At 32.3% G+C, this 15,149-nt stretch carries 14 protein-coding genes and 1 pseudogene; 6 read left to right on the top strand and 9 right to left on the bottom strand.

Translation table 11 applies throughout. The features are described from left to right. Window positions 1–70 precede the first annotated feature (70 nt). The 5 genes from ACF91D_RS08860 to ACF91D_RS08840 form a co-directional block, all read right to left on the bottom strand. Window positions 71–964: a zinc ribbon domain-containing protein gene (locus tag ACF91D_RS08860; RefSeq protein WP_107590134.1), complete on the bottom strand. Its 894-nt coding sequence runs from the start codon at window positions 962–964 to the stop codon at window positions 71–73. A 345-nt stretch (window positions 965–1,309) separates the two neighbouring features. Next, a complete protein-coding gene (locus ACF91D_RS08855; protein WP_107590133.1) occupies window positions 1,310–1,912 on the bottom strand; it encodes a response regulator transcription factor in 603 nt (200 codons plus the stop codon). Continuing rightward, a complete protein-coding gene (locus tag ACF91D_RS08850; RefSeq protein WP_107590132.1) occupies window positions 1,909–3,003 on the bottom strand; it encodes a sensor histidine kinase in 1,095 nt (364 codons plus the stop codon). The genes ACF91D_RS08855 and ACF91D_RS08850 overlap by 4 nt, the downstream gene beginning before the upstream one ends. A 2-nt stretch (window positions 3,004–3,005) precedes the next feature. Next, window positions 3,006–3,737, bottom strand: coding sequence for an ABC transporter permease (locus tag ACF91D_RS08845; protein WP_107590131.1), 732 nt, complete (start codon window positions 3,735–3,737; stop codon window positions 3,006–3,008). After that, window positions 3,734–4,603, bottom strand: a complete 870-nt coding sequence (locus ACF91D_RS08840) for an ABC transporter ATP-binding protein (RefSeq protein WP_107590130.1) — start codon at window positions 4,601–4,603, stop codon at window positions 3,734–3,736. Before ACF91D_RS08840 ends, ACF91D_RS08845 begins: the two co-directional genes overlap by 4 nt. 290 nt (window positions 4,604–4,893) lie before the next feature. Between ACF91D_RS08840 and ACF91D_RS08835 the strand changes: the two genes are divergently transcribed. Both ACF91D_RS08835 and ACF91D_RS08830 read left to right on the top strand, forming a co-directional pair. Continuing rightward, window positions 4,894–5,025 (top strand): hypothetical protein, encoded by a 132-nt coding sequence (locus ACF91D_RS08835; RefSeq protein WP_257044044.1) that lies wholly within the window; start codon window positions 4,894–4,896, stop codon window positions 5,023–5,025. Window positions 5,026–5,314: 289 nt separating this feature from the next. Continuing rightward, window positions 5,315–6,625, top strand: a complete 1,311-nt coding sequence (locus tag ACF91D_RS08830) for a YjiH family protein (protein ID WP_107512741.1) — start codon at window positions 5,315–5,317, stop codon at window positions 6,623–6,625. 49 nt (window positions 6,626–6,674) lie between these two features. Here ACF91D_RS08830 and ACF91D_RS08825 read toward each other — a convergent pair whose 3' ends face one another. From ACF91D_RS08825 to ACF91D_RS08815, 3 genes and pseudogenes are all read right to left on the bottom strand, one after another. Next, entirely contained in the window at window positions 6,675–7,178 is a 504-nt protein-coding gene (locus ACF91D_RS08825) for a DUF805 domain-containing protein (RefSeq protein WP_107527159.1), read from the bottom strand. Between the two features lie 198 nt (window positions 7,179–7,376). Then, complete coding sequence (locus ACF91D_RS08820; protein WP_107590129.1) at window positions 7,377–8,228, bottom strand: SDR family oxidoreductase; 852 nt, start codon at window positions 8,226–8,228, stop codon at window positions 7,377–7,379. A gap of 168 nt (window positions 8,229–8,396) precedes the next feature. Continuing rightward, a pseudogene (locus ACF91D_RS08815) lies at window positions 8,397–8,609 on the bottom strand (hypothetical protein); the annotation flags it as partial. 603 nt (window positions 8,610–9,212) lie between these two features. Here ACF91D_RS08815 and ACF91D_RS08810 point away from each other — a divergent pair. Continuing rightward, entirely contained in the window at window positions 9,213–10,145 is a 933-nt protein-coding gene (locus ACF91D_RS08810) for a ketopantoate reductase family protein (protein WP_107590128.1), read from the top strand. Window positions 10,146–10,408: 263 nt separating this feature from the next. On the opposite strand, the gene ACF91D_RS08805 is transcribed toward ACF91D_RS08810, so the two are convergent. Continuing rightward, on the bottom strand, window positions 10,409–11,575 hold the full coding sequence (locus ACF91D_RS08805) for an MFS transporter (protein WP_107590127.1): 1,167 nt from the start codon (window positions 11,573–11,575) through the stop codon (window positions 10,409–10,411). A gap of 381 nt (window positions 11,576–11,956) precedes the next feature. Here ACF91D_RS08805 and ACF91D_RS08800 point away from each other — a divergent pair, with 381 nt between their 5' ends. From ACF91D_RS08800 to ACF91D_RS08790, 3 genes are all read left to right on the top strand, one after another. Continuing rightward, a complete protein-coding gene (locus ACF91D_RS08800; RefSeq protein ID WP_107590126.1) occupies window positions 11,957–13,318 on the top strand; it encodes an FAD-dependent oxidoreductase in 1,362 nt (453 codons plus the stop codon). 470 nt (window positions 13,319–13,788) lie between these two features. After that, on the top strand, window positions 13,789–14,742 hold the full coding sequence (locus tag ACF91D_RS08795) for an NAD(P)-dependent oxidoreductase (protein WP_107590125.1): 954 nt from the start codon (window positions 13,789–13,791) through the stop codon (window positions 14,740–14,742). A gap of 13 nt (window positions 14,743–14,755) precedes the next feature. Next, complete coding sequence (locus ACF91D_RS08790) at window positions 14,756–15,127, top strand: cupin domain-containing protein (protein WP_107527153.1); 372 nt, start codon at window positions 14,756–14,758, stop codon at window positions 15,125–15,127. Window positions 15,128–15,149 lie beyond the last annotated feature (22 nt).

Below are 15,149 nucleotides of genomic sequence, written 5' to 3'. Positions count from 1 at the left end.
TATGCTTTATGTGAAATAAAATGCTATTCCTCTATATAAATCTTATATCTTTTGAAAGTTGATTTAAGACTTAATCTCTATCCATCTGATAGCCATTTTCGATAGATTGAACTTCCCCATCCTTCACATTTATAAATATGGTAAAGCCATTATCTGAATTATCGTCATATATTAACTGACCATCACTTTCCATCGTTGGCTCACCATGAAATTGTTTGAATGCACTAACGGACACATCTTGTGGTAATACATAAACACTAGATACGGTATCATCACTATCATAGGTAACACCAATATCGCCATACTTTTCTACTTCGCCAAAGTCCATGCTATCAACACTTTCTGGCTCTCCAAATTCTTCCTTAATATCATCTTTTGACATACCAATATTAAAGCCATCGTAGCCATCTGAATTATCACTCTTCATAAAATCTGAGCTAAATTGATCCGATAAAACATTAATAGAAATTCTTTGATTATTAGCATTACTTTCAGAACTATCGACGGTATTTATATTAATATTCAAATTTTTAAATAAAAAGTATCCCGCAACAATTAAAGCACCTAGCAATAATAGTACTGCAACAATAGAAAGTATAATTACTGTTGCAGATTTCTTTTTCTTCTTACTTGCATATAAATAATCGTTATTTCTGTACGAATAATTACTCGTTCTATAGTTTGAGTTATTATTTTTACTATATGAATTAGTATTGTAATTCGAACTATTACTGTACTCACTGTTTATGCTAGCGTCATACTTTGAGTTACTACTACTTTCACTACTTGTAGTACTACTGTAATTAGGATTAATGCTGCTTTCACTATTTGTACTAGTGTTGTCATTTGAATTACTGCTACTTTCAGTACCTTCACTAGTTCCACCATTCACTTGCTTACCACACTTATTGCAAAATGATTGATTTTCCTCTAATTTATTTCCACAATTCGAACAAAATTTCATATGTATATGACCTCCCTATCTATGACTCTGAACACAATATTTTATCGAATATAATATTGTAAACTTAGCACCCAATTATCTGCTTATAATTAGCAAAAATTTAAAATTTAAATCATCAATAATATTTTAATACTAACACCAGAAAATGACTACATTATTTTTTAATAAATATATTAAAAATAGCAAAACTTAACTTCACTAATTATTTTAGTAAGACATAAAAATGCTATCTATTCAACAAACATTAACCAATATAGAAAAAGAGTACTAATCCATGAATTACGAATTAGTACTCTCTGATAAATATATAGTTAAGTTTCAGCCTGTTTATTCTTTAATTTATTATTATATCCAACCTTTATCAACCGCTTTTTTCCATGCATCAAAGCGATTTTCAGCAACTAATTTTTCAATGATTATCGAAGTATAGTTTCTTACTGTTCCATTTGATAAGTATAATTTCGTTGCAATTTCTTTGCTGCTGAGACCTTCACCAATCTCTCTTAAAACAATTTGTTCCTTATGTGTTAGTGGATTAGAATCTGAAAATAATGATGTCATTAACGAAGTGCTATATTCTTTTTCTCCTGCGACAACGTTATGGATAGTAGATGCTAAATCTTCAATGGAGCGCTCCTTTAATACATATGCATCAACATCATTCGCCACAGCTCTTTCAAAGTAGCCAGGTCGTTTAAATGTTGTGACAATTATTACTTTTGTTTCAATTTGTCGTTCTCTAATCTCTGCCAATACTTCAAGACCTGTCATTTGAGGCATTTCCACATCCAAAATAATAACATCCGGCACTTCATCTTCAACATATTCCATAACAGCTTTACCATTATCAACATCGGCCAGTACGTTTAAACCATCATTTAAATTGAGTAAATGAACCATTGCTTCTCTAAGCATTAATTGATCTTCTGCGATTACGATTGATATCATTTCAAATCACCCCTAGGAATTTCTATCACTAAAGTTGTACCATTGTTGGAGTGAAATTCTAAATGCCCGTTCAAATAATTCACTCTTTCCTCAATACTCTGTAACTTTTGTACCTTTTTTGTGTTTATACCAATACCATTGTCAGAAATTGTCATTTTCAATGTATTTTGTTCCTCTTGCAATTCACCAACAACTTTAGTCGCTTGTGCATGTTTTACAATATTATTAATTGCTTCCCTCAGAATCATAGATAATATCGATTGCTTTGCTGGATTAAGTGATTTTGCTCCACCTTTATTATAAAAAGTAAATTTTAAATTAGCGTTATTTAAAATTGTTTCAACCGATTTCACTTCTTCCTCAAATGATTGAACTTTCAAATCTTCAACTATAGCTCTCACCTTTTTCAAAGCATCTCTAGAGAGTTCCGTGACAGAGTTCATTTCTTTTTTGGCCGCTTCAACGTCCTTATCTATAAGTTTTTCTGCTAATTCTGATTTTAAAGTTAAGCTCGCAAATATATGACCCAAAGTATCGTGTAAATCTTGCCCTATACGGTTGCGTTCTTGTTCAGCGATTAAGACATTAATATATTTGTTCTTTTCTTCTAATTCTTCCCTAACTTTTCGATCTTCTCTCGCTTTAAAATTACCTAATGTAACTATTAAAATAACTAAGTAAAATACAATTATTAGGACAAAAAAAGTTGGAGTTACAAAATAAGTTATAACTAAACAAATAATCATTGTAGCTATAAAGGTATAAAATTCTTTTGATTTCACAGATACTCCCATTATAAAAGGTAAAGCAAACGCACTAAAAAAGAAGAATAAACTGTTCATCGGATTGACACTATATACAAAATATATAATTCCTAAGTAGTGAATAATTAACATGATATACATGTTATTTCTATTTAATTTGTCATGATATAATACTAAGATTAAATAAGATATACTAAATATTAATAGCACACTTATATACACTACTTGAAACCCTCTTTTTTCATCAAATATTGAAAGAAAAGGAAATAGTAAATAAATTAACGTAGATATTTCACCTAGACGAACACCCCAACCTCTTTTTTTCATAGTTATTCCACATCTCTTTTTTTATTTATATATAATGCTATACCTAGAAAAATTATACTATAGATAATTAAAACACCGAAAGATTCTAGGTTAACACCTTCGCCCTTACCTAAATCATAGGCAATTAATTTCAAATGATATGTCGGAGTTTTAGTTGAAATATTTTGTAACCATTCTGGAAAAGTATTCACTGGGAACCACAAACCACCTATTATTGCTAAACTTAAATTAAGTATATTCGCAAAACTACTGGCCTTTTGAGCATCTTTAAATTGTGCAATAACTAAACCAAAAGTTAAAAATAGACTTGCACCAAGCCATAATATTAAACCTGAGAATAGCCAACTTTGTAAATCCATAGTAACATTTTTATAAAAGTGTCCTATCGTAAAAATAACAATAATTGCTAATGCAAATTGAATCATCGCTCTAAATATTTTAACTGTAAAATATTTAGTAGCTGTTAAAGGTGTCGACATTAAATGTCTAAACCAACCACTTGTTCTCTCTTCTATCATATCTAAAGGAAATGACATTAAACAAAAGCTCATTAAACTAAATACAGTCATACTATACATATACTCTTTATAAAATTTCTGTGCAGCTGCTGATGGTAAATCTAACAATGAGGTGAATAATAAATAGAATACTACCGGCAAAAATATCGATATAAATAAATACAGCTTTTTACGAAACAATACTTTTATTTCAGTTTGCAAGTACGCTAACATCATATCTTAACTACTCCATCCTTGTTATTAAACATAATATCCAACAATGACGATTTATGAATTTCAATTTCATTTAGGTTTACATTAAGTCGAATTAAATCATCAACAATTTTACCTACATCATTTGTTTCAATTTTATAATAATGACCCTTTTCTAAAACTTTACAATCATTATCAATACTTTCTATTATCTTATGATAATATTTCGGAATGTTTATTACTGAACGACTACCATTTGTTCTTATATTTTCAGGCGTATCGCTAATTTGAATAACACCTTCATCTAGTAATATCACGTGATCTGCCATTCTTTCTACTTCTTCTATATAATGTGAAGTGTATAAAATAGTCATACCTTTACGTTTTAAATCAGCAATTATTTGCCAAAAATGCTCCCGAGTTTCTATATCCATTGCAGTAGTTGGTTCATCCATAATCAAAAACTCAGGTCTCCCGACTAAAGTTAAAGCAAAATCTAAAATGCGCTTTTGTCCTCCAGATAAACTATCAGCCATTTGTTCTAATTGACCTTCATCAAATTGCGTTATTTCTTGAAATCGCTCAATTGAAATAACTTGTTTATAAAAAGACTGGTGTAACTCAAACAATTCTCTCACCTTTAACATTTTTGGAAACTGTGTTTTCTGGAAAAGTATCGCCATACGCTGTGAATTTAATAAATTATCTTCATCTACTATTTCTCCAGTATCTAACTGTTTATTTCCAATAATTATATCTATTAGCGTAGATTTTCCTGCACCATTCTTACCAATAAATGCTGTACAGATACCTTGCTCAATAGTGAGCGTGATATCTTTCAACACTTCTCTCTTACCAAAACGCTTAGATATACTCTCAACACAAATCATGTGTAATCACCCTTTCTTAATTCGACTTAACTTTATCAAGAAAGATGATGATATATTAGTCCCTTTTGTCATAAATTGCATATGACATTTGTCATCTCTATATGGCGAACCTTTTGTTCCGATTCTCGAAAAGAAAACTACCACCTATACCCACTGATTATGAATTTTGAGATTTAAGTTGTTATTTTTCTAAATAGGTTTTCTAAATTAAATATATCTTTTGATAATTATGTTTAACTTCTCTTAAAAGTGGAATCACATAAATATAACTTTTAAAGGAGGCATTTATAATGAGTAAATTTGATGAATTCAAAGATCAAGCGAAAGATAAAGCCGAAGAAATTAAAAATGACGATGAGAAAAAAGAACAATTAAAAGACCAAGCTTCTGACAAAGCGAAAGATTTAAAAGATAAATTTTAAGATATAAATAAATTAAGCTAGTGGTGAAAATCTTCATCACTAGCTTTTTTGTGTTATGTATCTTTTAATTTTTACCTTCTATAAACAATAATTATAGTTTGAAACTATAAACAATTAACTTATTTATATTGGTTGTTTACATTTTACCCCTATAAAATAATTAGTAATAAGTTATCTTCATAATATTTTATACTTTGAGTTTGTTAAAAGACTTATGTATAGGGGATGGTACACAAGTACTTTAATAACGCTCAATTAGATATCTTAATTCAAACTTTGGGGTGAGATTATGAATAAGGGGTATGTTCAGTCACAAAGTAACAACGCATGGAGATTTTTTGTTTTTAGTTTTATTGGGATTTTATGTTTTTTCGTACCAATTGAGATTGCTGGGACGAGTTCTATTATTGTAGACCATGTCCATTTAGCGATTCGTGCATTATTTGGTGGGCTCATGCCATATATTGCTTTAATTATGATTTTGGCTGGTGCTATCTTACCATTAATTAGGAAAAGTTATAAGAATTCATTTGCCGATTTTGTTATTGTCGTATTTAAAGTCCTTGGCGCTATCATTGGTGTGATGTACGTTTTTCATTTTGGTCCAGCATTATTATTCAAAAAGGATTACGGTCCGTTTCTATTTGAACAACTCATGATGCCATTAAGCGTGCTAATTCCTGTTGGTGCTATAGCACTCTCATTACTTGTGAGTTATGGATTGCTAGAATTTGTCGGTGTGTTCATGGAACCAGTGATGCGTCCTATTTTTAAAACACCAGGAAAGTCAGCAGTAGATGCCGTAGCTTCATTTGTAGGAAGTTACTCTCTTGGATTATTAATTACGAATCGAGTATATAAAGAAGGCTTATATAATAAAAGAGAAGCGACAATCATTGCCACTGGATTCTCAACTGTTTCTGCCACATTTATGATTATTGTGGCAAATACATTAGGTTTAATGCCACATTGGAATTTATATTTCTGGGGAACATTAGTTATCACATTCATAGTAACTGCCATTACTGCCTGGTTACCACCTATTGTCAATGAATCAACGGAATATTATAACGGTCAAGAAGGCGAACCAGAGGTAGAAATTGTGGGTAGCCGTTTGAAAACTGCTTATGCAGAAGCATTGAAGAAAAATGCTGCGACACCTTCGTTAGCTAAAAATGTTTGGGATAACTTACGAGACGGATTAGAAATGACGATTGCAATCTTGCCTTCTATTTTATCAATTGGATTCCTAGGATTAATACTGGCAAACTTTACACCAGTGATTGATTGGCTAAGTTATATATTCTATCCATTTATCTATATATTCCCAACGCCAGATCAAGCACTACTCGCTAAAGCTTCAGCAATATCTATTATCGAAATGTTCTTGCCATCATTGCTCGTAGCTAAAGCTGCACTAAGTACAAAATTCATCGTAGGCGTTGTCAGCGTATCAGCAATTATCTTCTTCTCAGCTTTAGTACCATGTATTATGGCTACTGAAATAAAAATACCGATATGGAAATTAGTCGTAATTTGGTTCTTACGTGTTGTATTAACACTGTTAATTACAATTCCATTAGGTTTATGGATATTTTAAAATTAAAGATGGAACATGCATCGCCATGTCCCATCTTTATTAATCAATATTAATTTGTTTGTACTTCTGTAGGTACTTCGCAACTACCACCATCACCGTAATTATTAGGTCCTTTGTTTCCTGGCGCAATCAATACAACCAATGTGTAAATCGTGATAATACCTGCAACTGCAGTACCAAATGCGCCTGCCATTAAGGATGCTCCAATTACGCTTCCACTACCAGAACTAGCCGCTGCAACAACTGCTACGATAAATACAACTGCAGCTATCGTTGTAATGAGTCCACTAATTTCAAACACTACTGCAAGAAGCATAGTACGATTCGTATCATGTAGACGTCTCGCCATTACCGTAAATGTAGGAATAATAATCGCTATTGCAAAAATACTACTTAATAAACCACCCGAAACAATACCTAGTAGTGCAGATATTACAAAATTAATCCAAAACGGATGCCAAAATTCTGGACGAGTTGAACGACCATTAACATCTAAAAAGCGCGTCCAATACGCTTTATAGCAACTAATAACTTGATTCTGTGAATTATCCATTAAAATTCTCCTATTGTTTGATAAGCATATTATACAAAAAGATAAATATTACTTAAAGGTATATTTTAAGAATTTTAAAAATATTAAGTAAATAATATATCGTGTTTTCTAGAAAAATTCACCATAACTAAAAGCGTACGCAAATTACTAACGTACGCTTGTATAATTCGCTATTTAACTATAAGTGCTCCGCTTCAACTATTCTTTATAATTTCTTGATAAATAACTTTCGAAAGTTTCTGGTTTATCACCTGTTAGCTGTTCAATATCTGTCGATTGTTGATTAAGCAACCCCATTGCTCCTGCTTGATACATTGAAGCAAGTAAAGGACCAAATCCTTTCGGTTCATCATACATTTCACCGAAAGTTTCTAAAGATACCGGTTCATAAATAATTTCTGTTCCACTTACATTTGTTAAAATTTCTGCTAGTTGTTCCATTGAATAACTATAACCTGAAAGTAAATATCTGGAACCTAAAAATGTTGGATCTTTAAGTATTGCAACGATACCTTTTGCAATATCTGCTCTAGAAATATAATTAATTTTTCCATTACCTACCGGGTAAATCAACTTGCCTAGTTCCTTTAACTCTGATAGATATGGAACAAGTGGATCCATGTACATTGCATTGCGCACATAAGTGTAAGGAATGCCACTTGAAGCGAGCAATCTTTCAGCGTAGCCAAAGTATGGACTCATATGAAATGGGTTATTGTGTTGATCGGCGTAATAACCGACAAACAGTATATGTGAAACTTGTGCTGTTTTAGCTGCTGTTACTAAGTTTTCAACTTCTGGTAATCTTTTAAATGATGGATGAATAATACTTGGAATAAATACTACTAGGTCTATATCTTGGAATGCTTCAATCATACTATCTACATTGAAATAATCTAATTGTCTAACTGATAGTTCACTTTTCCATGGCTCCGGCACCTTATCAATATTTCGCACACCAATGTTAAAGTCCGGCACCTCTGACTCAAGTGCTTGTTCTGTGATATACGTGCCTAAGTTACCCGTTGCTCCCGTCAATAATATCTTCATGCTATCCCTCACTTTAAACATGTATTAATTTCAATTACAAGTACAACTTATTACTTTTCCATCTTAGTGTCAAATTGTTCGACTGCACAAAGTTTCTTACATAATACAATAAAAAATGAGTCTAGCATTATTTACTAAACTCATTTAAATAAAATAATAATATTTAAATTACTCTTCGTTACCATTTTCATCATATTTCGTAACATAGCCATCTTTGTCGATAATATATGAACCAGCTAAATCGCCGTCTTTATCAGTAAACGAGAATCCCCACTCTCCGTTACCACGCTTTTCAGGTTCTTTATATGTATAGTTATCTGTATCTAAATATTCACCTTCATATGATTCGACAATATCAATAACATTATCACGTGTTACATAAGTATCGTTGTGGTTTTGTGCTGTAGCATTTTGTTGATCACTTTGCGAACTATTACTTTGATTACTATTTTGTGAGTTATTAGAATTTGATTGATTGTCATTACTTTGTTGATCATTATTTTTTTGACTATCATTACTTTTTGACTCTGAACTTGATTTATTAGAGTCATCGCCACCTGTATTAATATTGATATCACATGCAGAAAGCATAATAGCAGATGTTATTGCAGCAATCGCTACATATTTAAATTTCATAATATAATCCCCTTTTCCTAATATTAAACTTATTTATATATAATTATATACAAAAAGTAGCACAATATCTAATTGTTTTTTATTTCTTTGTCGTTCAATACAAAATGCTTTATTCTCTATTTAACTACCGATGAGACACCGCTCAATTTATTAAAAAATATAAGTTTCATGTGAAACTTTTTTAAAATTGAAATTTGCTATTTTAATTTAATTGAAAATAGCCATTTGGAACTGACAGTATTTTCTATATCAATCACTTCAAAAATATCTTTCACTATAATATTATTATTTTGTACAACTATCTAACTTTTCTGAAATTTAATTTTGATTAATCGAGGGGGCTTAATTATGTATAAAATTGCAGTAGCTGGCGCAGGTGCCATGGGTGGTAGAATTGGAGTTGCTTTACATCAAGCAGGGTATAATGTGACGCTTATTGATGATTGGGAAGCTCATGTGCAAAATATCAATAATGGTGGCATGAAAATTCAGACTGAAACAGATACATATACTGTATCAATCCCTGCTATCTTATCCAAAGATGTTGCTGATACATATGATCTCATTATTTTATTAACAAAATCGATGCAATCTGAATCGATGTTAACACAGTTAAAAAATGGTGGTGCTATTCATGAGAATACAGCAATATTGAGTATGATGAACGGTTTAGGCCACGAAGAACGTTTATCAAAAATTGTCCCACTGCATCAAATTTATCTAGCAGTAACTATGTGGTCTGCAGGGCTGAAAGGACCTGGTCATTTATTATTGGAGGGTACAGGTTCTATTAATTTCCAATGCGCTAATGGTGTAAACAATGAGATTAGTGAAACAATTGCACAAATTTTAAATACTGCAAATTTAAACGCGACTATTAGCAACAATGTCTTTGAAGCCATTTGGACAAAGGTCACAGTTAATTGTGTACTGAACCCACTCTGTACCATATTAAATCAACGCATTGGGGAGTTTGGTGCGTATTCCAAAGTAAACGAGATGGTCTCATTAATCATAGATGAAATTGTTACTGTAGCACACGCCAAAAACATAGAAATTGAAGCCGACACATTATTAAATACGATTACAGCAATGTATCCAGCTTCTGAACAAGGGTTGCATTACCCATCCATGTACCAAGATTTAAATAATGGTAGACCGACAGAAATTGATTTCTTGAATGGACAAATTGCTAAATACGGACAGGAATTTGATGTACCAACACCTATCAATCAAATGCTGACACATCAAATCCATCAATTAGAAAGGAATCAACTTTAAATCACTACACGCATCGACAGCATATAGTTAGGCCACCCGCCAAGATTGATCTATCTTTACGGGTGGCCTCTTTTTATAAATAGATGATATCATTTTTTACTAATCAAGCGTGCTTGAGTCGCATCTAAATCTCGGACTCACTTAACTCCCTCAAGTGTTTCACATATAATGACATATCCTTATATGAAAACTACAACAAATCATTTTTATTTTTTCCAAATTCATTACTTTTATAAAAAGTCAATAATCACGGTTTTATAACCTTATTGTCCACGTACCACTTTGCGTTCATATATGAAATTAACAAAATTCAATACGATTCCCAACAGAATAATACCTGCTGAAACAAATGTAATTTCAATATATGGCAAGCCGATATTCAATAATAAAGAACCTAATATGGCACCTATAAAGTTAGCCAAGTTAAATACGGAAGCAGCCAATGTACTTGCTAATAATGGTGCTTCATGTGCATTTAAAATAATCATACTATTAAGCAATGGTGTAGTTCCAAATGTACCAAAGCCGAACATAAAGCAAATGATAAACGCTAATACTGTTACATGTAATACCGTTACAAATAGTACAATCGTAATAAACAATAACAAGAACGTATAGAATAAATATTGTGTTAACTTTCTTTGTGGGATATTACCAGTTGTTAAATTCCCAATAACACCGCCTAGTCCAAACATAAATAGACATACTGTTAAGCCGACCGTCTTAAATGGCGCAAATTCATGAATCATTGGCTCCATAAATGTATAAGACGTAAACACACCTGAAAATCCAAAAACAATAATCGCTATAATAATCAGAATATGTTTATTCTTAAAGACTGTTAATTCATCCTTTAAATTGGCTTCCGTACTTAAACTTACATTTGGAGTGAATTTTAGGACACCTATAAATGTGATCACTGCCAAGAGAACCATAATGCCAAATACAGTTCTCCAATTTGTAAAGCTACCTAAAAATGAACCAAAAGGTACGCCAATCATTACTGCAATTGTTAATCCTGCTTGAACTAATGCAATAGCTTGCGTTTTCTTAGCAGGTGGCGCAATTGTTGCTGCAACACTCATACAAACACCGAAAAATGGTGCATGCATTGCTGCAGATAATAATCTTGAAAGCAGTAATACATAAAAGTTCGGTGCCAGCATTCCTATAATATTACTAACAATAAAGATCCCAACTAAAATTGGTAATAGCTTTTTTGCAGAATAATTAATCGTTGCAATTCTCATAAAAGGGCCAATAATCGCTACACTTATTGCATATACACTAATGAGCAAACCTGCATTAGATATTGAAACATGCATATCATTGGCGATTTGTGTTAACAATCCCGTAACAACATATTCTGCCATCCCTACTGTAAATGTACCAATCATAAAGATAATAAAGATTAAATTATTATTTTTCATTACTGTTCCCCTCCCTTTTAACTATATGTGATACTCACTCACAAAAATTCATAGGTGCTATATTACAAAAAATCTATCTAAAATAAAAGAGGTTTTAGTAATTTTTTACTGATATATCAAGTTTTCATAAAATTTTCAAATTTAAGATATCATATCACCTAGCCAATTCTTACGATAAGCATAGTATTTACTAGGTAAAATATAAGTCTTTTCACATGTCAATTAACATTGTAAGCATTTTTAAAAACATTAACTATATAATTGTTCACAAAATTGTTTAGATTAATATTTAATCTCAGTGGTATATATATTACGCAAGTTAAATAATAACTTCATTAAAACGTTATATAACGTTTTCCATATATCAAGGAGGCAATAATAATGAAATATGTTGTAGTTGGATCTTCACATGCAGGTTTTGAAGTAATACAAACTTTGTTAAAAGAAGATAATGATGCTGAAATTCATTTATATGAGAAAGGCGACAAACCTTCATTCCTATCATGCGGTGTACAAAGTTATTTAGAAGGCGTTTCACCATCACTTGATTCATTGCATTATGCAAATACTGAGTCCTATCAAAAACAAGGCATCCATGTCCATATCAATAGTGATGTTGTAGACTTAGACACTAGCACTAAATCAATAACCGTGAATGAAAACGGTGAAGAAACTAATGTTTCTTATGATAAATTATTCCTAAGTCCAGGTGGTAAACCTGTCGCACCTCCAGTAGAGGGTATAGACAATACTAACCATGTCTACTATATGCGTGGTCGTGGATGGGCAGACGCCATTAAAAATCGTTTGAATACAGCTAAGAAAGCAATTATAGTCGGTGGTGGATATATTGGAATTGAAGCTGCAGAAGCGTTTACTAAAGCAGGTATTGATACTAAAATCATTGACGTAAATAATCGTATACTCAGCACTTATCTAGATAAAGAATTTACAGATATATTAGAACAAAATGCACGTACTCATGGTTTAGAATTTCATGGTGGCGAAACAGTTAAATCATTAAAGGCAAATAATGAAGGCGATTTAACTGAAGTCGTAACAGATAAAGACACATATGAAGCAGATACCGTAGTCTTTGCAGTAGGCGTTGTCCCTGCAACTGAATGGCTAGATGGTAAACTTGATTTAGGTACAAAAGGCATTATTGAGGTTAATGATTATCTACAAACATCCGCCAAAGATGTCTATGCTGGCGGCGATGCAACAATGATTCCTTATGCTCCCGTAGACGAGCAACGATATATTGCTTTAGCAACAAATTCACGTAGACAAGGTGTTGTTGCTGCTAAAAATATGTCAGGTAAAGCATTGAAAATGCCAAAAGTTTCAGGCACATCAGGTTTATCACTATTTGATTACAAATTTGGCCAAACTGGCATTCATGGATTTGAATCAGACAATTATAAAGGTAGATTAGGCGCAAAATATGTTGAAGAATTAGTTCGACCTAAATTTATGCAAGATGATACTACAGTACACATGAAAATTATTTTTGACCAAGATTCACATCGTATACTCGGAGCACAAATCATGTCTAAAGAAGACTTAGCAGAATCCATCAACACGCCCTCTGTTGCAATCAACGCCGGATGGACACTTGAACAACTTGCCTATGTTGATTTCTTCTTCCAACCTGATTTTGATCGTCCTTGGAACTACTTGAATGTACTTGCACAACAGGCTTTAGGTGATACATTTGGTAGCGATCAAATGTTGTTCTAAATGAAATGTATGCACAAATAAATTGGAAAATACGTTTAGAACTCCCTATATCAAATCACAAATAATGTTTGACCATCAAACCATCACGTTACCTTTAATTAGATTAATATCAATACAAGCTGGGACTTTGCAAAAAGCTCCTGGCTTTTTATATTCAACAAACTCATTGAGTTACAAAATGCGAATGAAATGCTTTAATTTATAACACGCTTTATGGTTGTTTAAAAATATATACTCAGTTATATGTATGATTATTTATTTTCATTAAAATAATATGTATAACTATATTTTTAAGAAACGCACCTACTATTTAGATAATTAAACCTTGTATAACGCGGTTTATTTTATTGTCACTTTCGCACAAAATACATACCATACTTTAGCAATTTTGGCATACCTATACAAAATATAGATGATAAACTAAAACTATAATATGTGAATAATTTCACAATAAAAAGGAGACGAAGTTTATGACTAAAGTTTTTATAGCAGGTGCTATTCCTGAAACTGGTCTTAATCAACTTAAGGCACATTTTGATGTAGAAATGTATACTGGAGATACCTTGATTTCAGAATCAGAACTTATCGAAAAAGTACAAGATGTCGATGCCTTAATCACTTTACTATCAACGAATGTCGGTGCAAATGTGATGGATGCTGCTCCAAATTTAAAAATCATTGCAAACTATGGTGCTGGTTTTAACAATATAGATATTAAGGCTGCACGTAAACGTGATATTAATGTTACTAATACACCTATTGCTTCAACAAATGCTACTGCAGATTTGACTATGGGTATATTACTTGCTGTTGCTAGACGTATTCCTGAAGGAGATCAACTGTGTCGTACTACTGGATTTAATGGATGGTCACCATTATTTTTCAGAGGTCGTGAAGTCTCAGGCAAGACAATTGGAATCATTGGTTTAGGTGAAATCGGTACTGCTGTTGCCAGACGTGCTAAAGGCTTTGATATGGATATCTTATACTCAGGGCCTACACGTTACCCAGAAAAAGAAGCCAAATTAAACGCACAACACGTCGAACTAGATGAACTACTGACATGTTCTGACTTTGTAACTATCAATTGTGCCTATAATGATCAATTGCACCATATGATTGATTATCAAGCACTGCAAAAAATGAAACCAACATCTTATTTAATCAATGCATCTCGAGGTCCAATTGTTTGCGAAGCAGACCTTGTTAAAGCACTTGAAGACAAACTCATCGAAGGTGCTGCATTAGATGTATTTGAATTTGAACCACAAATTACAGATGCACTTAAGTCTATGACAAATGTAGTTATAACGCCACACATTGGCAATGCTACATTCGAAGCCCGAGATATGATGGCTAATATTGCAGCAACTAACGTCGTAAAACAACTTACTGGAGCATTACCAGATTATATTGTGAACTGACAGGAGTGACACCATGATTAATACTAAAAATCGTTTTTTTAACATTAAAGACCTCCCATCATTTTCAGAAGAAGCAGCAAAAAAGACGACATTCTATCAATCACAAATATCAGCAGGAGCCATGTGGTGCTTGAAACCAGGCCAATCTCTTCCATGCCATACACATAAAAATGCCGACGACGTTTGGATAGTACTTCAAGGTGAAGGGACATTTATCACTAACCACTTTAAAGAAATGCCTATCAAGGCTGGAGATATTTTCGTTTCATTTCCTGGCGATGCGCATGGCATGGTTAATACCAGTGATGAAGACTTCATTATGTTAGGTTTCGCAACTCCAATGCCTCTTGATTTCAATAAATACGAAGGCGAAGATGAATGTTAACACTTTATTATATTAAAAGGCC

The sequence above is a fragment of the Staphylococcus sp. 231237_7MaSpsaltlick genome (assembly GCF_043107035.1).
This window is presented reverse-complemented; position numbering and strand designations above follow the sequence as displayed.